The 20,849-nt window shown below is 71.7% G+C and carries 16 protein-coding genes; 11 read left to right on the forward strand and 5 right to left on the reverse strand.

Going from position 1 to position 20,849, the window contains the following annotated elements; all coding sequences use genetic code 11:
* The first annotated feature begins 179 nt into the window (after positions 1–179).
* The 4 genes from ACFY0I_RS20470 to ACFY0I_RS20485 all read left to right on the forward strand — a co-directional run bounded on the left by ACFY0I_RS20470 (position 180) and on the right by ACFY0I_RS20485 (position 4,480).
* Entirely contained in the window at positions 180–1,319 is a 1,140-nt protein-coding gene (locus ACFY0I_RS20470) for a 5-(carboxyamino)imidazole ribonucleotide synthase (RefSeq protein WP_388897508.1), read from the forward strand.
* Positions 1,316–1,852: a 5-(carboxyamino)imidazole ribonucleotide mutase gene (gene purE / locus ACFY0I_RS20475; protein WP_388897511.1), complete on the forward strand. Its 537-nt coding sequence runs from the start codon at positions 1,316–1,318 to the stop codon at positions 1,850–1,852. Before ACFY0I_RS20470 ends, purE begins: the two co-directional genes overlap by 4 nt.
* Positions 1,849–3,027: a dipeptidase gene (locus tag ACFY0I_RS20480; protein WP_388897513.1), complete on the forward strand. Its 1,179-nt coding sequence runs from the start codon at positions 1,849–1,851 to the stop codon at positions 3,025–3,027. Before purE ends, ACFY0I_RS20480 begins: the two co-directional genes overlap by 4 nt.
* 319 nt (positions 3,028–3,346) lie before the next feature.
* A complete protein-coding gene (locus tag ACFY0I_RS20485; protein ID WP_388897516.1) occupies positions 3,347–4,480 on the forward strand; it encodes a membrane dipeptidase in 1,134 nt (377 codons plus the stop codon).
* Here ACFY0I_RS20485 and ACFY0I_RS20490 read toward each other — a convergent pair.
* Positions 4,477–5,769 carry a glycosyltransferase family 87 protein gene (locus tag ACFY0I_RS20490; protein ID WP_388897519.1) on the reverse strand — a complete coding sequence of 431 codons (1,293 nt, stop codon included), beginning with the start codon at positions 5,767–5,769 and terminating at the stop codon, positions 4,477–4,479. The genes ACFY0I_RS20485 and ACFY0I_RS20490 overlap by 4 nt on opposite strands.
* Before the next feature lie 177 nt (positions 5,770–5,946).
* The gene (locus ACFY0I_RS20495; protein WP_388897521.1) at positions 5,947–7,290 is read right to left on the reverse strand and encodes a UDP-glucose dehydrogenase family protein; all 1,344 of its coding nucleotides are present in this window, start codon (positions 7,288–7,290) and stop codon (positions 5,947–5,949) included.
* Positions 7,291–7,471: 181 nt separating this feature from the next.
* Here ACFY0I_RS20495 and ACFY0I_RS20500 point away from each other — a divergent pair, with 181 nt between their 5' ends.
* The 3 genes from ACFY0I_RS20500 (at position 7,472) to ACFY0I_RS20510 (ending at position 11,093) form a co-directional block, all read left to right on the forward strand.
* The gene (locus ACFY0I_RS20500) at positions 7,472–8,644 is read left to right on the forward strand and encodes an acyl-CoA dehydrogenase (protein WP_281206420.1); all 1,173 of its coding nucleotides are present in this window, start codon (positions 7,472–7,474) and stop codon (positions 8,642–8,644) included.
* A gap of 535 nt (positions 8,645–9,179) precedes the next feature.
* The gene (locus ACFY0I_RS20505) at positions 9,180–10,262 is read left to right on the forward strand and encodes a sugar phosphate nucleotidyltransferase (protein WP_388897524.1); all 1,083 of its coding nucleotides are present in this window, start codon (positions 9,180–9,182) and stop codon (positions 10,260–10,262) included.
* A gap of 24 nt (positions 10,263–10,286) precedes the next feature.
* Positions 10,287–11,093 carry a polyprenol monophosphomannose synthase gene (locus ACFY0I_RS20510; protein WP_388897527.1) on the forward strand — a complete coding sequence of 269 codons (807 nt, stop codon included), beginning with the start codon at positions 10,287–10,289 and terminating at the stop codon, positions 11,091–11,093.
* A gap of 229 nt (positions 11,094–11,322) precedes the next feature.
* Here ACFY0I_RS20510 and ACFY0I_RS20515 read toward each other — a convergent pair whose 3' ends face one another.
* Positions 11,323–12,663 (reverse strand): LCP family protein, encoded by a 1,341-nt coding sequence (locus ACFY0I_RS20515; protein WP_388897530.1) that lies wholly within the window; start codon positions 12,661–12,663, stop codon positions 11,323–11,325.
* Positions 12,664–12,769: 106 nt separating this feature from the next.
* On the opposite strand from ACFY0I_RS20515, the gene ACFY0I_RS20520 reads away from it, so the two are divergent.
* The 3 genes from ACFY0I_RS20520 (at position 12,770) to ACFY0I_RS20530 (ending at position 16,291) form a co-directional block, all read left to right on the forward strand.
* Complete coding sequence (locus tag ACFY0I_RS20520; protein ID WP_388897531.1) at positions 12,770–13,306, forward strand: acyl-CoA thioesterase; 537 nt, start codon at positions 12,770–12,772, stop codon at positions 13,304–13,306.
* Positions 13,307–13,495: 189 nt separating this feature from the next.
* A complete protein-coding gene (locus ACFY0I_RS20525) occupies positions 13,496–14,626 on the forward strand; it encodes an acyltransferase family protein (protein WP_388897534.1) in 1,131 nt (376 codons plus the stop codon).
* 141 nt (positions 14,627–14,767) lie between these two features.
* On the forward strand, positions 14,768–16,291 hold the full coding sequence (locus ACFY0I_RS20530) for a glycosyltransferase family 39 protein (RefSeq protein WP_388897536.1): 1,524 nt from the start codon (positions 14,768–14,770) through the stop codon (positions 16,289–16,291).
* 47 nt (positions 16,292–16,338) lie between these two features.
* Here ACFY0I_RS20530 and ACFY0I_RS20535 read toward each other — a convergent pair whose 3' ends face one another.
* Entirely contained in the window at positions 16,339–17,715 is a 1,377-nt protein-coding gene (locus ACFY0I_RS20535; protein WP_388897539.1) for an LCP family protein, read from the reverse strand.
* Positions 17,716–17,991: 276 nt separating this feature from the next.
* Between ACFY0I_RS20535 and ACFY0I_RS20540 the strand changes: the two genes are divergently transcribed.
* A complete protein-coding gene (locus ACFY0I_RS20540; RefSeq protein WP_388897542.1) occupies positions 17,992–19,017 on the forward strand; it encodes a glycosyltransferase family 2 protein in 1,026 nt (341 codons plus the stop codon).
* Positions 19,018–19,091: 74 nt separating this feature from the next.
* Here the strand turns inward: ACFY0I_RS20540 and ACFY0I_RS20545 are convergent, their stop codons facing one another.
* On the reverse strand, positions 19,092–20,786 hold the full coding sequence (locus tag ACFY0I_RS20545; RefSeq protein WP_388897545.1) for an LCP family protein: 1,695 nt from the start codon (positions 20,784–20,786) through the stop codon (positions 19,092–19,094).
* Positions 20,787–20,849 lie beyond the last annotated feature (63 nt).

A 20,849-nucleotide genomic window follows, 5' to 3' on the forward strand; every position in this document is an offset into this window, starting at 1 on the left:
GAGGCGTCACTCGATTTCGTCAACCCGTTCATGGTAAGTGTCGCCCCCCGGCTCCGTCCGTGGGTTCCCGGCCCTTGCGACGCACGGCACACGGGCCTCGACCGGAACCGACGGGTCCGCTCCGGGGGCTCGGCCCGGGCGGGTCCGGATGGCGCAATACCGACGGATACCCTGGAGTGGTGACGTTCCCGGTAGTCGGCATGGTCGGCGGCGGACAGCTCGCCCGCATGACCCACGAGGCGGGCATCCCCCTCGGCATCAAATTCAAGATCCTCAGTGACACCCCACAGGACTCGGCGGCCCAGGTCGTGAGCGACGTCGTCATCGGCGACTATCGCGACCTGGAGACGCTCCGCGCCTTCGCGCGCGGCTGCGACGTGATCACCTTCGACCACGAGCACGTGCCCATCGCACACCTGCGGGCCCTGGAAGCGGACGGCATCCCCGTCCGACCGGGGCCCGACGCGTTGGTGCACGCCGCGGACAAGGGGGTGATGCGCGCCCGGCTCGACGAGATCGGCGTGCCCAGCCCCCGCCACCGGATCGTGAGCGATCCGGCGGACGCGGTCGCCTTCGCGGACGAGGTGGGCGGCTTCCCCGTCATCCTCAAGACGGTGCGCGGCGGGTACGACGGCAAGGGGGTGTGGTTCGTCCGCACCCCCCAGGACGCGGAGGCCCCGTTCAAGGCGGGCGTCCCCGTCCTCGCGGAGGAGAAGGTCGAGTACGTCCGCGAGCTCGCGGCGAACATCGTCCGCTCCCCGCACGGCCAGGCCGTCGCCTACCCCGTCGTCGAATCCGTCCAGGTGGACGGCGTCTGCGACACGGTGATCGCCCCCGCCCCGAACCTCTCGGAGGAGCTGGCGGGCGAGGCCCAGGCGCTCGCCCTGCGCATCGCCAAGGAACTCGACGTGACCGGCCACCTGGCCGTGGAACTGTTCGAGACCACCGACGGCCGCATCCTCGTCAACGAACTGGCCATGCGCCCGCACAACAGCGGGCACTGGACCCAGGACGGTGCCATCACCTCGCAGTTCGCCAACCACGTCCGTGCCGTCCTGGACCTTCCTCTGGGCGACCCGCGCCCGCGGGCCCGCTGGACGGTCATGGCCAACGTGCTCGGCGGGGACTACCCCGACATGTACGCGGCGTACCTGCACTGCATGGCCCACGACCCGCAGTTGAAGATCCACATGTACGGCAAGGACGTGAAACACGGCCGCAAGGTCGGCCACGTCAACACCTACGGCGACGATCTGGACGATGTGCTGGAGCGCGCACGTCACGCAGCCGGCTACCTCAGAGGAACGATCACGGAATGAGCACCACCACCGCCCGCCCCGTCATCGGCATCGTCATGGGTTCGGACTCCGACTGGCCGGTCATGGAGGCCGCCGCCAAGGCGCTGGACGAGTTCGAGATCCCGTACGAGGTCGACGTCGTCTCCGCCCACCGGATGCCGCGCGAGATGGTCGCGTACGGCGAGCAGGCCGCCGACCGCGGCCTGAAGGCGATCATCGCCGGCGCGGGCGGCGCCGCCCACCTGCCCGGCATGCTGGCCTCGGTCACCCCGCTGCCGGTCATCGGCGTCCCGGTACCGCTGAAGTACCTCGACGGCATGGACTCCCTGCTGTCGATCGTCCAGATGCCCGCCGGGGTTCCCGTCGCCACGGTCTCCGTCGCCGGCGCGCGCAACGCCGGGCTGCTCGCCGTCCGCATGCTCGCGGCCCACGACCCGGAGCTGCTCGCCCGGATGCGCGACTTCCAGCAGGAGCTCAACGACCAGGCCACGGAGAAGGGCAAGCGACTGCGTACGAAGGTCGCCGGCGCGGACGCCTTCGGGTTCGGCAAGTGAGCGCGGCGGACCTGCTCGGGCAGGCCCGGGAGCTGCTCGCCGCGTACCCGGTGGTCGACGGCCACAACGACCTGCCGTGGGCGCTGCGCGAGCAGGTCCGCTACGACCTCGACCGGCGGGACATCGCCGCCGACCAGAGCGCTCACCTCCACACCGACATCCCCCGGCTGCGGGCCGGCGGCGTCGGCGCGCAGTTCTGGTCGGTCTACGTCCGCTCCGACTACACCGGCGACCAGGCGGTCAGCGCCACGCTGGAACAGATCGACGCGGTCGAGCAATTGATCGCGCGTTACCCGCGGGACCTGCGGCTCGCGCTGACGGCGGACGACATGGAGGCGGCCCGCGCCGAGGGCCGCATCGCCTCACTGATGGGCGCCGAGGGCGGCCACTCCATCAACAACTCCCTCGCCACCCTGCGGTCCCTGCACCGACTCGGCGTGCGGTACATGACGCTGACGCACAACGACACCATCGACTGGGCGGACTCGGCGACCGACGAGCCCCGGCACGGCGGCCTCAGCGACTTCGGCCGCGAGGTCGTCCGCGAGATGAACCGCGTCGGCATGCTGGTGGACCTCTCGCACGTCGCCGCGACGACGATGCGCGACGCCCTCGCGGTCTCGGCCGCGCCGGTGATCTTCTCGCACTCCTCGGCGCGGGCCGTCTGTGACCACCCGCGCAACGTCCCGGACGACGTCCTGGAACTGCTGCCGGCCAACGGCGGCGTCGCGATGGTCACCTTCGTCCCGAAGTTCGTCCTCCAGGCGGCCGTCGACTGGACCCTGGCCGCCGACGAGAACCTGCGCGCGCACGGCTTCCACCACCTGGACACCACCCCGGAGGCGATGGCCCTGCACCGCGCCTTCGAGGAGCGGCGCCCGCGCCCGGAGGCCACGGCGGCCACCGTCGCCGACCACCTGGACCACATGCGCGAGGTGGCCGGAGTCGACCACATCGGCATCGGCGGCGACTACGACGGCACGGCCTTCACCCCGGCCGGCCTGGACGACGTATCGGGCTACCCGAACCTGATCGCGGAACTCCTCTCCCGCGGCTGGTCCACCCCCGACCTGGCCAAACTCACCTGGTCGAACCCGGTCAGAGCCCTGCGCGACGCGGAAGCCGTGGCCCGCGACCTCTCCGCGACAACGGACCCGTCGAACGCCCACCTCTGACGAACGCCGGACCCGATGATCCAGCCCCGCCGGCGTTCGAGGCGCTGGGGTCCGGGGGTGGCGCCCCCGGCGACGGACCCGTACCCGAGCCCCGCCGGCCCCTGAGGCGGGAACGGTGGAAGGGCGGGTGGGGGACCGCGCCGCGCAGCGGCAACCCCACCGCCCACCCCGGTCCGCCTCCGGACCCCCCGCACCCCCGGCCGGCCAGGCCGGAGGTGGGGGAACACCCGAACGCCACATCCGCCGGGCGACTCACGCACCCCCCGTGTCACGGTGGCACCAGCCTCCCCCTGCTGCCGCCGAGACCGGAGCCAAAGCCATGGCCGACCTGCAGGAAGAACCCCACTCCGTGGGCATCGGTACCCAGGACCCACCCGCCCCCGCCCCCGCGAGGCCGGCCGGAGCCCTGGACCGGGCAGCCGCCCTGCTCGCCGTCCATCCCGTCGCGGACGGCTGCAACACCCTCGTGTGGACCCTGCGCCGGAGCCCGTACCTCGACATCGAGACCCCGGACACGGGCGTCGACACCGACATCCCCCGCCTGCGCTCCGGCGGCGTCGGCGCGCAGTTCTGGTCCCTGCTCGTACCGTCGGACGCCGAGGACCAGGCCGCCGAGAACGGTGACGCCGAAGACGGTGACGCCGAAAACGGTGACGCCGAACACGAGGCCGACGGCCCCGACCAGGTGGTCTCCGAGACCCTCGAACAGATCGACGCGGCCCTCGCCCTGATGCGCCGCTACCCCGACAGCCTCTGCCTGGCCCTCGGCGCCGACGACATGGCCGACGCCCGCAACCGCGGCCGCATCGCCTCGTTCCTCGGCCCCGTCCCCGGCCGCACCCTCACCGATTCGCTCGGCGCGCTGCGCGCCTTCCACGCCCTGGGCGTGCGCAGCGTCGCCCCCGCCGGAGCCCCGTGGGCACGGGACGAACTGACGCCCTTCGGCCACGAGGTGGTCCTGGAGACCAACCGGCTGGCGATGCTGCTGGACCTGACGGGCTGCGCACCGGCCGTCGCCTGCCGCCTCGCGGCGGCCTCGAAGGCCCCGGTGGTCGTCTCGAACACCGGCGCGGCCGCCCTCAACCCCCACCCGGGCAACGTCACGGACGAGGTGCTGCTCGCCCTCCGGGCGGCGAACGGGCTGGCGATGGTCACCTTCGACACGGCGCGCACGGGGGACTCCCTGCACGCGGTCGCGGACCACGTGGAACACGTACGGGCGCTGGCCGGCCCGGAGGGCGTCGGTCTCGGCGCCGGCTTCGGCGCGGAGCGGGCCCGCCCGCGCCCGGCCGGCCTGACGGACGCCTCGGGCTACCCGAGGCTGATCGCGGAACTCCTGGACCGGGGCTGGTCGGAGGCCGACCTGGCCCTGCTGACCTGGGGCAATGCCCAACGGGTGATGCGCGGGGTCGAGTTCACGGCCCGCGCCGCACAGCACCGCAGAACCACCTAGGGCTCGGGCTCGGGCTCGGGAACAACGGTCGCCCGCCACAGGCGCAGCCCGGACCACAGGGTCGCGTACAGCAGGATGCCGTTGCGCGCGCCCAGCACGACGGTGCCGAGCGCGGTGTTGCCGAGGATGTCCGGGCCGTACCAGACCGGAAAGATCAGCGAGGTGAGCGCGGTGGCGACCACGAGCAGCCACGCGATCGGCCGCTGCGTGGTGTGACGCGAGGTCAGGCAGACGGCCGCGAGGCCGAGCAGCCAGATCAGGTACTGCGGGCTGATGACGCGGCTGGTGACCGTGAACATCATGATGGCGCACAGCGCGGCGTCGAACGGGGTCGCGCTCGACCAGCGGTTGGCCCGCACGCGCCACAGCAGGAGCAGCAGGAAGCCGATCAGGGTCAGCATCAGGGAGGCCCGCGCGATGCCGGGCACGTACGGGCCGACGTACTCGTAGGCGCCGTACTGGTACTCGATCCGGCCGGGCCACAGGTCCAGGAGGCGGGCGGTCATCAGGACCGAACCGCCGAGGGACTCGATCTGGACCCCGCGGTCGCCCTGGTTGCCCAGGAAACCGAAGGTGTCGCGGAACAGCGCGGCGAAGACGGCCAGCAGCGCGACGCAGGACAGCGCGGCCGCGGTGACGGCCTCGCGGGTGGACCTGCCGCGCGGGGTGCCGAGCAGGGCCAGCAGTGGCCAGACCTTGACCATGCCTCCGACGCCGGCGATGACGCCGCCGAGCCGCGGCCGGTGGCGCAGGCAGAGCAGCGAGCCGACGGCGAGCAGGGTGACCTGGATGTCGTAGCGGGCGAACGGGGTCGCCATCAGCAGCGGCAGCGCGCCCAGCCACAGGGCCGCGCCGGCCATGCTGCCGTCGCCCCGGCGGGCGGCCCGCACGAGCCCGGCGAGGATCACGCCGTCGCACAGCACGGTCAGGGCGACGAAGGCCTGGAAGTAGGTGAGGAACGGCAGCAGATCGGGCGAGAGGAAGATCGCGGCGGCTGCCGGGGGGTACTGCCACATGATGTCGTTCTGCGGCATCGTCCACGTGACGAGGACGTCGTACCAGTTGTGGTAGGTCGCGGTGACCTCGACCCGGACGAGGTTCGAGGTGTGGAAGTCGTTGACGAGCATCCACAGCATCGCGGCCCGCGTGGCCACCCAGAGGCCGGCGACGCAGAGCAGGGAGCCGGGGCCCCGTGCGGCCGCCTCGAAGGCGCTCCGCCGCTCACGGGAGCCGGGCGCCGCCGTCGGGTGAGCGCCGGCCTTGGTCGGAGGGCTGCTGGTCGTGGTCATCGGCCTGAATTCTACCCAGTCGATATGTCCGGATATCGATGTTCAACGGAACGTCGGCAGAGGCGGATAGGTGGCCGGACGCCGACCGATGGCCACCGACCGACCGTCACCGACCGACCACCGCCGACCGATTGTCGCCGACCGACCTCGGTCGACCGATCACCGCCCCGGCCGGGGTCACGCGTGCGGCCGTCCCATGGCGCGGTACGTCCAGCCCGCCGCGCGCCAGCGCAGCGGGTCGAGGGCGTTGCGGCCGTCCAGGAGGAGCCGGTCGGTGACGACCTCGCCGAGCGCGGCGGGGTCGAGATCGCGGAACTCGCGCCACTCGGTGAGGTGCAGGACGACCTCGGCGCCGCGGGCCGCTTCGACCGCGGAGTCGGCGTACCCGAGGGTGGGGAAGACGCGGCGGGCGTTGTCCATGCCCTTGGGGTCGTAGACGGTGACCTGGCCCCCCTGGAGGTGGATCTGCCCGGCCACGTTCAGGGCGGGTGAGTCCCGCACATCGTCCGAGTCCGGCTTGAACGTGGCCCCCAGCACCGCCACCCGCTTCCCGAGGAAGGAACCGCCGACCGCCTCGCGGGCCAGCTCGACCATGTGCCCGCGGCGCCGCATGTTGATGGAGTCGACCTCGCGCAGGAAGGTCAGGGCCTGGTCGGCGCCCAGTTCACCGGCGCGGGCCATGAAGGCGCGGATGTCCTTGGGCAGGCAGCCGCCGCCGAAGCCGATGCCGGCGCGCAGGAACTTCGATCCGATGCGGTCGTCGTGCCCGATGGCCTCGGCGAGCTTGGCCACGTCGCCCCCCGCGGCCTCGCAGACCTCGGCCATCGCGTTGATGAAGGAGATCTTCGTCGCGAGGAAGGAGTTCGCGGCCGTCTTGACGAGTTCGGCGGTCGGGAAGTCGGTGACCACCATCGGGCTGCCCTCGGACAAGGGCGTCCCGTACACCTCGCGCAGCAGCTTCTCGCCCCGGTCGCCGCGGACGCCGACGACGATCCGGTCCGGGTGGAGGGTGTCCTGGACGGCGAATCCCTCGCGCAGGAACTCCGGGTTCCAGGCCAGTTCGACGTCCTCGCCCGCCGGGGCCAGCGCGGCCAGCTTCGCCGCGAGGCGGTCGGCGGAGCCGACGGGGACCGTGGACTTGCCGACGACGAGGACCGGCCGGGTCAGGTGCGGGGCCAGGGACTCCATCGCGGAGTCGACGTACGACATGTCGCAGGCGTACTCGCCGTGCTTCTGCGGGGTGTTCACGCAGACGAAGTGGACGTCGCCGAACTCGCCCACCTCCTCCCAGGAGGTGGTGAAGCGCAGCCGCCCGCTGGAGCCCGGCAGACCGGCGACGTGCGCGGCGAGCAGGTCCTCCAGCCCCGGTTCGTACATGGGCACCCGGCCGGCCGCGAGCATCTCGATCTTCTCCGGAACCACGTCCAGCCCCAGCACCTCGAAGCCGAGCTCGGCCATCGCGGCGGCGTGCGTCGCGCCGAGGTAGCCGGTGCCGATCACAGTGATCTTGAGGGGGGCCATGAGTGCTCCAGAGGTGCGGGGCCGTTTGCGGCCACCGAGCATAGTCGCGCCCCGGGCGGGGGACGCTCCCCGCTGTCACGCAGCTCACGTGCGCGGTACATATCGCTGCCGGGGGCACGGACACTAAGATTTGGGTTACTTAACGGTAGTTAGCATCGTGCACCTTGGGGAGTGAGAGATCTTGGCGGGTTCTGCCGACTTCGACCTGTACCGCCCGGCGGAGGAGCACGACATGCTCCGCGAGTCCGTCCGCTCGCTCGCGGAGGCGAAGATCCTGCCGTTCGCGGCCGCGGTCGACGAGGAGTCCCGCTTCCCGCAGGAGGCCCTCGACGCCCTGGTCGCCAGCGACCTGCACGCCGTCCACGTCCCCGAGAACTACGGCGGCGCCGGGGCCGACGCCCTGGCCACCGTGATCGTGATCGAGGAGGTGGCCCGCGTCTGCGCGTCCTCCTCCCTGATCCCGGCCGTGAACAAGCTCGGCTCCCTCCCGGTGATCCTCTCCGGTTCCGAGGAGCTCAAGGCCAAGTACCTCGGCCCGCTGGCCAAGGGCGACGCGATGTTCTCGTACGCCCTCTCCGAGCCCGACGCGGGCTCCGACGCCGCCGGCATGAAGACCCGCGCCGTGCGCGACGGGGACTTCTGGGTGCTCAACGGCGTCAAGCGCTGGATCACCAACGCGGGCGTCTCCGAGTACTACACGGTCATGGCCGTCACGGACCCCGAGAAGCGCTCCAAGGGCATCAGCGCCTTCGTCGTCGAGAAGGGTGACGAAGGCGTCTCCTTCGGCGCCCCGGAGAAGAAGCTCGGCATCAAGGGCTCCCCGACGCGCGAGGTCTACCTCGACAACGTGCGCATCCCCGCCGACCGCATGATCGGCGCCGAGGGCACCGGCTTCGCCACCGCGATGAAGACCCTGGACCACACCCGCATCACCATCGCGGCCCAGGCGCTCGGCATCGCCCAGGGCGCCCTGGACTACGCCAAGGGCTACGTCCAGGAGCGCAAGCAGTTCGGCAAGCCGATCGGCGACTTCCAGGGCGTGCAGTTCATGCTCGCGGACATGGCCATGAAGATCGAGGCCGCCCGCCAGCTGACGTACTCGGCCGCCGCCAAGTCGGAGCGCGTCTCCGCCGGTGGCGACAAGGAGGACCTCACCTTCTTCGGCGCCGCCGCCAAGTGCTTCGCCTCCGACGTGGCCATGGAGGTCACCACGGACGCCGTCCAGCTCCTCGGCGGCTACGGCTACACGCGCGACTACCCGGTGGAGCGCATGATGCGCGATGCCAAGATCACGCAGATCTACGAGGGCACCAACCAGGTCCAGCGCATCGTCATGGCGCGCAACCTGCCGTAGCGGCAGGGCTTTCGGGCCCGGAGGAAGCCCCCGCCCCGGCGGGGGCTTCCTCGGTTCCCGGGGGCCCGCCGTCACTCGCGGTGCCCGGCCGGCGGGTGCGGTCGAACCGGCCCGGCGTGGCCGGCGGGGGCCCGCGAGCGGCCCCGCGGGCGTCGTCGTTGGTAACGGGTTGCCGACAGGTTCGGGACGGACCGCGGCCGACCGGCGGTGGGCGCGCGCCCGGCCGAGGGGGCTCGGGTGGGCGCGCGCCCACCGCCCCCGTCGGACCCGCGGTGACCCTCCGAGCTCCCGGACAGGGCTCTGACCAGCGGCGATGCCGAGTCGGTCCGGCTACTGCCCGTCATGTGCCCGATATGCGGCCCTCCGTGGCGTGCGCGGGCCGATGTCCCGCATTCCGCCCGTCCCCGCGACGGCGTCCGGCCGTGATCCGAACGTGGCCGGAGGCGGTCCCGCAGCACCCTCCACCGGGCTCGGCATGCCCCCGGATGGGCTAAATTTGAACCTTCGTATGCCCGAACCGCTTGGGGAGAAAACAATGACGGAAGCGATCCTGCTGGTTGGCGGGCAGGGGACGCGACTGCGCCCCGTGACGGTGAACACTCCCAAGCCGATGGTTCCGGCCGCAGGTGTCCCCTTCCTCGCCCACCAGATAGCCAGGGCCGCGGCCGCCGGCGTCACGCACATCGTGATGGCCACCTGCTACCTCGCCGAGGTCTTCGAGCCCTACTTCGGTGACGGTTCCGACTTCGGCATCACCCTTGAGTACGTCGTCGAGGACGAGCCCCTCGGCACCGGCGGCGCCATCCGCAACGCCGCGCAGCGCCTGACCGGCGGCCCGGACTCCTCCGTACTCGTCTTCAACGGCGACATCCTGACGGGCCTGGACATCGCGGGCCTGGTCGACTCCCACCGGGCGGCCGACGCCGACGTCTCCCTGCACCTGGTGCGGGTCGACGACCCCCGCGCCTTCGGTCTGGTCCCCACCGACTCCGAGGGGCGGGTGCTGGCCTTCACCGAGAAGCCGCAGACCCCCGAGGAAATCGTCACCGATCAGATCAACGCCGGCTGCTACGTGTTCCGGCGCAGCGTGATCGACTCCATTCCGGCCGGCCGATCGGTATCCGTCGAGCGCGAGACCTTCCCGGGTCTGCTCGCCTCCGGTGCCAAGCTGCACGGCGTGACCGAGGACACCTACTGGCTGGACCTCGGCAAGCCCGAGTCCTTCGTCCAGGCCTCCGCCGACCTCGTCCGCGGCATCGTGGCCTCCCCGGCCGTCCCCGGCCCCCGCGGTGAGTCCCTCGTGCTCCCGGGTGCCCATGTGGCCGAAGGCGCCAAGCTGTCGGGGGGTACGGTGGTGGGTGCCGGTGCCCGGATCGAGTCGGGCGCGGTCGTCCAGGGATCGATCGTGCTGGACGGTGCGACCCTCGGCCCGGACACGGTGGTGAACGCCAGTCTCATCGGCGCCGGTGCCTCGGTGGGTTCGCGCACGGTGGTGAACGGCGCGGTCATCGGAGACGGCGCCGTCGTCGGGGCTGACAACGAACTTCGCGCGGGGGTGCGGGTGTGGTGCGAGGCGGAACTTCCCGCTGCCGCCGTCCGCTTCTCCTCCGACCGGTGACCAACTTCAGTGAGGCATAACCCTGTGATAGGCGAGCAGCAGACTCCCCGCGCGACCCACGTCGCGAGCACGAAGCTTCCGGACACCTGGGCGCACACGCCGCTCACCGTCGTCATGCCCACGTACAACGAGGCGGGCAACCTGCCGGGCATGGTCGAGCTGATCATGGGTCTCGACCAGCCGGGCCTGCGCCTGCTGATCGTCGACGACTCCTCGCCCGACGGCACCGGCAAGATCGCCGACGAGCTCGCGGAGGGCTTCCTCACCGAGGACGGCAAGCCGCGCATGTCGGTCCTGCACCGCACCGCGAAGGACGGCCTCGGCCGCGCCTACGCCGCCGGCATGGCCAAGGCCGTCGAGGACGGCGCCGAGTACGTGCTCCAGATGGACGCGGACGGCTCCCACCCCGCCGAAAAGATCGCCGAGATGCTGGGCGTCGCCCGCTCCACCGGCGCCGGTCTCGTCGTCGGTAGCCGCTACGTTCCGGGCGGCACCCTGTCCGACGCCTGGGGCGCGCACCGCAAGCTGCTGTCCCGCTGGGCCAACGCCTACGCGAGCACCATCCTGGGCACCCGCGTCCGCGACATCACCGGCGGCTTCAACCTGTGGAGCGCCGAGGCGCTCAAGGCCATCGACCTGGCGTCGATCGGCAGCGCGGGCTACAGCTTCCAGGTGGAGATGAAGTTCAAGGCGCTGCGCCGGAACTTCCAGGTTATGGAGGTCCCGATCCACTTCGAGGACCGCACCGTCGGCGAGTCCAAGATGAACCTCGCGGTCCAGCTGGAGTCCATCGCCATGCCGTGGAAGCTCCGCGCCCGCGCGGGCAAGTAGCCGCGCCGACAGGCCCGTCGTGGGGGGGGGGGGGCCCCCCCGGGGGGGGCCCGCCCGGCCCCCCCCCCCCCCCCCCGGCCCCCCCCCCCGCCGGGGGCCCCGGTGTCCCCCCCCCCGCGGGGGGGGCCCCCCCCCCCCGGGGGCGGGCCCCCCCCCGCCCCCGGCCCGGGGGGGGGGGGCCCGGCCCCCCGGGGGGGGCCCCCCCCCCCCCACGCCCGGCCCCGCCCGGTCACTGACCCCGGACGGTGACCTTCTCGTCGTTCTGGATCTGCTTGACGAGCTGCTGGACCTTCGCCTTGTCCCAGACGAGGTTGCCGCCCCGCTGGCCGGAGATCGGCATGTTCATCGAGACGCCGTCACCGCTGTTGACGCCCTTCATCGCGAAGAACATCTGGCCCAGGTCCCACAGGCCCATGTCCTTGTCCACGATCAGGGTGTCCAGGCCCGCGCCCATCACCGGGTACAGCGAGAAGGGGTTCAGGACGGTGCTCGGCGTGGCCGCCTGGCTCGCCAGCGCCCCCAGGAACTTCTGCTGGTTCTTGGTGCGCTGGAGGTCGGACTCCGCGAAGGCGTAGCGGGTCCGTACGAAGGCCAGCGACTGCTCGCCGTTGAGGGTCTGGCGGCCCGCCTGGAAGTCGGCGCCCGACTTCTCGTCCTTGAACGCCTTCTCGATGTCCAGCTCGACCCCGCCGAGCGCGTCCACGATGTTCGCGAAGCCGGCGAAGCCGATCTCGGCGTAGTGGTCGATGCGCAGCCCCGTGTTGAACTCCACGGTGCGCACCAGCAGCTCCGGGCCGTCCTCCGCGTACGCCGCGTTGAGCTTGACCCGTCTGCCCTGCGCGGGGAACTTCTTCCCGGACTGCGAGCCGACGAAGGAGGGGATCTCCACGTCCGAGTCGCGCGGCAGGGAGATCATGGTGTTCCCGCTGGAGCACTTCGCCAGGATCATCATCGAGTCCGTGCGCTTGCCCTCGGCGGAGCCCGTGTGGAGCTTCTTCTTCTCCTCGTCGGACATGCCCTCGCGGCTGTCGGAGCCGACGATCAGGTAGGTCGTGCAGTCGCCCTCCTTCGGGCGCTCGACCACCTTGGAGAGGTCGACCTCGCGGCGCACCTTGGAGTCGGCCCAGAAGTAGGTGCCGATCGTGGTCACCACGAGGACGGAGGCCACGACGATCGAGCCGACCTTGATGCGCCGGCGCCAGTCGACGGGCCCCCGGGCCGGGCCCGGCCCGCCTGTGCCACCGCCGCCCGGGGGCCGCTGCCCGGGACCGCCGGGGCCCGAGGGCGAACCGTAGACCTGGCCGGTGTTGTAGCCGCTGTCGTAGCCGCCGGCGTCGCCGGGACCGCGGGTCTGCTGCTGCGGGACCCCGTACGCGGGCGGGCCCGCCGGGGGAGCGGACTGCGGCGGGACCGGCGGCCGGGCCGGGCGCTGCGGCGGCTGCGGCTGCCGCTGGACGTGACGCATCCGCTGCGCGCCCTCCGGCTGTGCCTGCCCGCTGCCGTGTCCGTACCCGTCATCGCGGCGGCCGCGCGCATCGCGCTCGCCGCTCCACCCGTCCCAGTCACTCATGCGGACAAGGATGCCCGCACCGGCGTGTCGCTCGACACCCCGGTGGGGGGTTCGTACCGGTGCTGTTGCACACCTGATGCCTCCGGTACCGATTTAAGGTGTCCGTATGACAGACATACCGGTCGAACCGCAGGGCAAGCCCGTCTCGGCCTCCCGCACCACGCTCAGCCACATCATGACCGCGAGCGACACGAATCTCCTGGGCACCGTGCACGGCGGCGTGATCATGAAGCTGGTGGACGACGCGGCCGGCGCCGTGGCCGGTCGGCACTCCGGCGGTCCCGCCGTCACCGCCTCCATGGACGAGATGGCCTTCCTCGCGCCCGTCCGGGTCGGCGACCTGGTCCACGTCCGGGCGCAGTGCAACTGGACCGGCCGCTCCTCCATGGAGATCGGCGTACGGGTGCTGGCCGAGCGGTGGAACGAGTCCACCCCCGCCACCCAGGTCGGCAGCGCCTATCTGGTCTTCACGGCGGTGGACGCCGAGGGCAAGCCCCGCCAGGTGCCGCCGGTGCTCCCGGAGACCGAGCAGGACCGGCGCCGCAACCAGGAGGCCCAGATCCGCCGCACCCACCGGCTCGCCCGCCGCCAGGCGATCATGGAGTTGCGCGAACGGCGCGCCGCGGAAGGCCTCGACGACTGACGACGCGCACGCGTGTTTCGGATCACGGATCCGCCGCAGTGCCATGAGCCGGTGTCAGCCCCCCGTAAGGTGGCGTGCGACGTCCGGGCGCAATTGCCAGTAGATGTGACGTCGGATCCTGAGCCGGACACATCGCGGAGTCGTGCCCCCATGTCAGCTGTCATACCGCCCCTGCCTGTGCGTGACGCCGTGTCGTCGCAACCGGCCCGTCCGGCCGGAGGCGCCCCGCGCCGCCCCCGGCTCTACGTCCTGGACGGGTTGCGCCTGATAGCGGCGCTGTCCGTGGTCGCCTTCCACTGGGCCGGGGTCAACATCCACCCCGAGGTCTGGGGCAACACCCCCCAGAACCTGATGCCGAGCGTGCACCGGGTCGCCTCGTACGGATGGATGGGCGTCCAGCTGTTCTTCCTGATCAGCGGCTTCGTGATCTGCATGTCGTGCTGGGGCCGGTCGCCCCGGGACTACTTCACCTCCCGGATCGTGCGGCTCTACCCGGCGTACTGGGTCGGCATCATCATCACCACCCTCGTGGTGAACTTCGCGGCGACCGTCCGCGCCGCCCGCGAGCCGATGAGCATCAGCGACGTGCTGACCAACCTCACGATGCTGGAGCGCCCCCTCGGTGTGACCGAGGCCGACGGCGTGTACTGGACCCTCTGGATCGAGCTCCGCTTCTACCTGCTCTTCGCCGTCGTCGCCGTGATGGGGCTGACCTACCGCCGCGTGCTCGCCTTCTGCGGGATCTGGACGATCCTCGCGGTGATCACGCCGGGTACGGACAGCAAGCTGATGGACACCGTCTTCATGCCGCAGGACGCCCCGTACTTCATCGCGGGCGTGGCCATGTACCTCATCTACCGGTTCGGTGTGAACCCGATGCTCCTCGGGGTGGTCGGCTTCTCCTGGCTGTACGCGCAGAACCGGCTGCACATCACCGTGGGCGCTTACGAGTACGAGGTGCACCACACCTTGTCCTGGCCGGTGATGGCCGCCGTTTCCGCCGCGGCGTTCCTCGTCATGCTCGCCGCGGCGATGGGCGCCCTCAACTGGATCCGCTGGAAGTGGCTCACGGTGGCGGGGGCCCTCACGTACCCCGTCTACCTGCTCCACCAGGAGCTCGGCTGGGCGATGATCCGCTGGGGTCGCGACCACGGCATCGCTCCGTTCCAGCTGTTGGCCATCTGCCTGGCCGCCATCCTGGTGCTCTCCTGGCTCGTCCACCGCTTCGCCGAGCGGCCGTTGTCGGCGTTGCTCAAGCGGCTGCTCGACGGGGCGAAGGTCTCGCTGCCCAAGAGCGATCCGCCGGTCCGCCCCAGGTGAACCGCGGGTGGCGAGCGCTGTGCGGGAGTGGTTGCCGCCCCGGGCACTGATCTACCCTGACACGTCGGGCCGGCTCCGGATTCCCCATGCGCCGGGGCCACTCGCGCAGCTGCACCTTGATGGACTCGGAAGGTACGTGCAATGACCACCAGCAGTACGGCAGTCGCGGCCGGGGCCGGCCCCGGCCGCCCCGTCGAGAACGACGGGGCGGGACGCCCCGGCGGTTCGCGCGCGATGCGCCGGGCCCGTCTCGACTGGCTGTGGGCCGCCGTGCTGACCTTCGCCGTGGCCTGCGCGGGCAGCGGCAACCCGAACCTCTGGCGTGACGAACTCGCCAGCTGGAACGCCGCCACCCGTGGCACCGGCGACCTGGTCGAGATGCTGGGCAACGTGGACGCCGTCTCCGGGCTCTACTACCTGCTGCTGCACGGCTGGGTCTCCGTCGTCGGCGATTCCGCGACGATGCTGCGGATGCCCTCGGCCCTCGCCATGGCAGGCGCTGCCGCGTTCGTGGTGCTGACCGCCCGCAAGGCGTTCGACCGCCGCACCGCCGTCTTCGCGGGCTTCCTCTTCGCCCTGCTCCCGTCCGTCACCCGCTACGGCCAGGAGGCCCGCTCCTACGCCTTCGCGGTGCTCGCCGTCACCGCCGCGACCTGGTTGCTGCTGCGGGCGCTGGACCGTTCGACCCCGGCCCGCTGGGCACCGTACGCCGTCGCGGTGGCGGCGGCCGGCCTGTTCCACATCGTTTCGCTGCTGTTCCTCCTGCCGCACGTCCTGATCGTGCTCCTGCGCTGGTGGCAGGACCGGCGCGGGCGCACCGTCGTCGGCTTCGCGGTGACGGTCGCCGTCGCCCTGGTCCCGGTGGTTCCGCTGGTACTGCTGGGCCAGCGCCAAGTGGGCCGACAGATCAGCTGGATCAAGACTCCGCACCTGCGCAGCATCGCCGACGTCTGGGACACCCTCTTCGGTTCCCCGCTCGTCGCGCTCGCCGTAGCCGCGCTCGCGTTGCTTCCGCTCGCCGGCACCCGCGGCCGTCGGCCGGCCGTGGAACTCGTACTGGTCGGCGCGGCCCCGATCGCGGCCGCCTGGGTGGTCTCCCAGGGCAGCACCTCCTACTTCATGGACCGCTACCTGCTCTTCACCATGCCCGCCTGGGTGGTGCTCGCCGCCGCCGGTCTGGCCGCCCTGCGGCCCCGGCCGCTCGGGGTGGTCGGCTTGGCCGCGGTGATCCTCCTCGGCCTCCCCGACCAGCGCCAGATCCGCACCGAGACGTTCAAGAGCGGTCGCGAGGGCGAGGAGGCCGCGCGGATCATCGCCAAGGGCTACCGGCCCGGTGACGGTTTCGTGCCGGTCCGGGGCAGCGACAGCGTGTTCATGGTCGATTTCCAGGTCGAGTACTCCCTGCCGGAGCGGGTGAAGCTCCGCGATGTGTTCGCGCAGCGCTCGGCCGTCGCGAGCGACGACCTGTTCCCGGTGGAGTGCGAGCAGCCCGAGCGGTGCCTCGGTACGACCCGACGGGTGTGGGTGGTCACCTGGAGCGGTACGCCGAACCCGTACCACAAGCTCCCGAAGGAGCAGGCCGACGTGCTGGAGAAGCACTACAGGCTCGTCGAGAGGACGAAGGTGCGCGACCTCCAGGTCTCCCTGGTGGAGCGCGTCCGCTAGCGAAGTCACCGACGGGGCGGGGCCCGAGCGGCACGGGACGGCCGCGGCTACTTCCCGCACACCACCTGGTCGCCCGTCACCACGCCGAACGTGCCCTGGTACGGGTCCTCCGCCCGGACCGGCACGACCTTCTTGTAGTCCGTGCCCGCGATGACCAGCACCGTGCGGCCCTGGCGCGGCACCGCGCGCAGTTCGCTGCCGGGCAGGGCCGTCGCGACCGTCCGGGCGGTGCGGTCCCACCGGGGGTCGTACGCGATCACCGTGCGCCGCACGTCCCGGCCGGCGCCGTTGCCCGGGGCGCCGGTGGTGTTGAATCCGGTGGCGCGCAGCGCCGAGTCGACCCGGCCGCCGAGCCCGTCGATCCGGGTCCCGTTCTCCACCTGCACCTTGATCTGGCTCGGCGGCACGTCCACCGCCACCGCGGCGGGCCGCCGGGTCCCCCCGGCGCGGGCCGGGGCCAGCGGCCGGTCCTGGCGGACCGACTCGAACAGCTTGGCGGCCTTGGCCGCGTCCCACTTCACCGTCGACCCGATGCCCTTGACCGCGTACGAGGCGTCCCCGACCGGGACCGAGGCGAACTCGGACGACGAGGGGGTGAAGTCCCGCATGGCCTGCCCCAGGGCCAGCATCTGCTCCGAGCCGAAGTCCCGGTCGGCCCGCACCGAGCCCAGCAGCGTGGAGCTGACCTCCTTGAACTTCACCGGGTTGAGCAGCACCCCGCCCCCGGTCGCCTGCTTGATCAGGGCGGCGACGAACCGCTGCTGGCGTTGCATCCGGCCCAGGTCGGAGGCCCCGTCGATGTGGCGCGAGCGTACGTACTGCAAGGCCTGGCCGCCCGTCAGCCGGTGCGTGCCGGGCAGCAGGTCGAGGCCCGTATAGGTGTCGCGCATCGGCTTGGCCGTGCAGATCTCGACGCCGCCCATGGCGTCGACGGTCTTCATGAAGCTGGTGAAGTCGACCTCCAGGTAGTGGTCGATCTTCACCCGGGTCATGTTCTCCACCGTGCGCACCGTCAGGTTCGGCCCGCCCTCGGCGTAGGCGGCGTTCAGCTTCACCGGGTGCGCCTTGTGCGGCTTCCCGGTCACCAGGTCGTGGTGGGCGGGGACCTCGGCGTAGCTGTCGCGGGGCAGGCTGATCACACTCGCCCGCTCCTTGTCGGCGGACAGGTGCACCAACATGATCGTGTCGGTGCAGTGGCAGGGCGCGCCGCCGAGGCGGTACTCCCGCTTCTCCTCCTTGGTGATCCTGTCGCGGCCGTCGGTGCCGACGAGCAGGAAGTTCAGGCCGTGCCCGGCCTGGGGGCGGTTCTTCATGTCCTTGAACGGGTCCACCCGCTGGATCCCGGTGTCCAGGCCGGTCATCACCGCGTGCCCGACGGCCCCGGACCCGAGCACCACCACCGCCACCCCGGCCGCGATCCGCACTCCCCACCGGGGTCTGTCCCGCCGGCGCCGGGCCTGCGGGCCGCCCCGCCGCGCACGCTGTGGCTGGGGCGGCCTGGCGGGTCGGGTGGGACGGTGCGGCTGGGGCACGAGGGACACCTCCGCGGGGGAACAGCAGGGCAACGGTCGGCTGATTCTTAGGATTCGTCAGAACAGTAGGCCCATACGATCAGCCTCTGTCCGTACCGCTCGTCCGGCGCGCACCCGTTTCCCCCGTACGCGGTAACGTGACACCGATACCCGACCTTGAAGGACCACATGCCCGCGCAGCAGCCCGCAGTCTCGGTGATCATGCCGGTGCTCGACGAGGAGCGCCATCTGCGCGACTCCGTCCGGCACATCCTCGGACAGGAGTACGCAGGCGAGATGGAGGTGGTGATCGCACTCGGGCCGTCCACGGACCGCACCGACGAGATCGCCGCCGAGCTCGTACGCGAAGACCCGCGTGTCCACACCGTCCCGAACCCCACCGGCCGGACGCCCGCCGCCCTGAACGCCGCGATCAAGGCCTCGCGCCACCCGATCGTCGTCCGCGTCGACGGCCACGGCATGCTCTCCCCGAACTACATCGCCACCGCCGTCCGCCTCCTGGACGAGACCGGCGCGCAGAACGTCGGCGGCATCATGCACGCCGAGGGCGAGAACGCGTGGGAGCAGGCCGTCGCCGCCGCGATGACCTCGAAGATCGGCGTCGGCAACGCGGCCTTCCACACCGGGGGGCAGGCCGGCCCGGCCGAGACCGTCTACCTCGGCGTGTTCCGCCGCGAGGCCCTGGAACAGCAGGGCGGGTACAACGAGGAGTTCATCCGCGCCCAGGACTGGGAGCTGAACTTCCGCATCCGCGAGGCCGGCGGGCTCATCTGGTTCTCGCCCGAGCTGAAGGTCCAGTACCGCCCCCGCCCGTCCGTACGGGCGCTGGCCAAGCAGTACAAGAACTACGGCCGCTGGCGGCACGTGGTGGCCCGCTACCACGCCGGCTCGATCAACCTGCGCTACCTGGCCCCGCCCACCGCCGTCTGCGCGATCGCGGCCGGCCTGGTGGCGGGCGCGACGCTGACGCCCTGGGCCCTCGTGGTCCCGGCCGGCTACCTCGCGGCGATCACCGCCGGCTCCGTACCCGCCGGCAAGGGGCTTCCGCTCAAGGCCCGGGCGCAGATCCCGGTGGCCCTGGCCACCATGCACATGTGCTGGGGCTTCGGCTTCCTGACCAGCCCGCGCTCGCTCGCGGCGAAGGTCATCGCCAGCCGCCGCCCGTCGGTGCGACGGGACTCCTCCGAGGTCTGAGCGGTACGCGCAAGGGGTGACCCCCCTCCCTCGCGGGACGGGGTCACCCCTTGCGCGTTTCCCAACCGCCGGAGCTACCAGCGGTACGGCTTGTACACCTCCATGCAGGCCCCGCTGTCGGAGCCGTTGATGGCGTCGGCCGTGTCCGGCACCGCACCGGCCTCGGGCGGCGCCTGCTGCGGGAACGCCGCGCCGTCGCGCCAGTCCGCTCCCACGACCAGCGTGAGCCGGGAGACCTGCGCCGACTGCTGCGCCGCGGTCGCCGGGATCCCCAGCGCGGCGGCCACGGCCTGCGCCTCGTCGGCTAGGTCCGCGGTCGGGTAGCGCACGACGGTGGTCTTCTCCGGGGTCAGCGCACTGTCCGCCCGGGCCGAGGTGAAGCCCTTAGCGACCAGGGCCTCCGTGACCGAGGCCGCCCGCCCGGGCGCCAGCGGCATCCCGGCCGCGGTGCCGTTGACCACGTGCACGGCGATCTTGTCGTTGGCGGTGACCGGCGCCTTGGACGGCTCCTGCACGGTCCCACCGGGCTGCGAGGAACTCGCGGCCGGCTGCGGGGTCCCCGCGGCCGGCGAGCCGGTGGAGGCCTCGGGCTCCCTCGGGACGCCGTTCTTGTCGAAGGCGACGTCCTTGCGGAGCATCGTCCACATCTTCTCGGCGTCCGCGGTGTTCACCACGAGCCGGTTCAGGTCCCGCGGGTCGGGGAAGGTCGGCATCGTCGTCATCGTGATGCGGTTGGTCGGGACGTGCTTGAGCTCCATGGCCAGGTTGAAGAGCTTCTTGACCGACCCGATCTCCTCGGAGACCTCCAGCGCCCTGGTGCCCGCCTCGGCCAGGGCCGTGATGCGGCCCACGTCGGTGAAGGCGTTCTGGCCCTTGAGCTCGCGCATCATCGAGTTCATGTACATGTGCTGCGCCTGGGCCCGGCCCAGGTCGCTGCTGAAGGCGTGGCGGGTGCGCAGCCACTGGAGGGCCTGCTCGCCCTTGACCTTCGTGGTGCCGGCGGGGAGCTTGAGGCCGGATCCGCCGCCGTCGGTGCCGAGGGCACGGTCCCAGACGTTGTCCTTGACGCAGACCGGGACCCCGCCTATCGCGTCCGCCATCTGCACCACACCACTGAAGTCGATCGTCATCCAGTGGTCGATGTAGATGTTGGTCAGCTTCTCCCAGGTGGCCAGGGTGCAGCCGGGACCCCCGCGCCCGAGGGTCTCGTTGATCATCGCCGTGGTCTTCTTGTACTTCTCGCCGGTCTTCGGGTCCGTGCACTCGGGTATCTCGACCCGGGTGTCGCGCGGGATGCTCACCACGGAGGCGTTCTCCCGGTCCGCCGACACGTGCAGCAGCATCTGCACGTCCGCCAGCGGCGGCGCCCCGACGCTGTCGTGGCTGCCGCCGAGCGCCAGGTTCTCCGGCTTGTTCCGGCTGTCGGAGCCGAGCAGCAGGATGTTCAAAGGGCGTTGGCCCTTGGCGTTGGCCCGGGACTTCTCGACGCTGCTGTCACCGCTCAGGCGCTGACCGCTGCGGATGTTCCCGTCCAGGTGGCGGTACCAGAGGTAGCCGGCCGCCGAGGTCCCCAGGATCAGGAACGCCATCACGGACGCCACCCAGAACAGGGTCCGGCGCTTGCGCCGGCGGGCCGGTCCGCCGCCGGGGGTCCCGGAGCCGGAACCCCTTCTCTGTGGGGGAACCGTGCCGGCTGCCTCGCCACCGCCGGATATGCCTCCGGCGGCCCGGTCGGGCGTCCCCTCCCCCCGCACGCTGCTGTGCCTCACGCGTCCCCCCTCAAGATCACTATCGTGGTGTGGTGCCGGTCCTACCGGCTGCCGCCCGTCATC

Source organism: Streptomyces sp. NPDC001568 (assembly GCF_042893755.1).
Classification (GTDB): Bacteria; Actinomycetota; Actinomycetes; order Streptomycetales; family Streptomycetaceae; genus Streptomyces.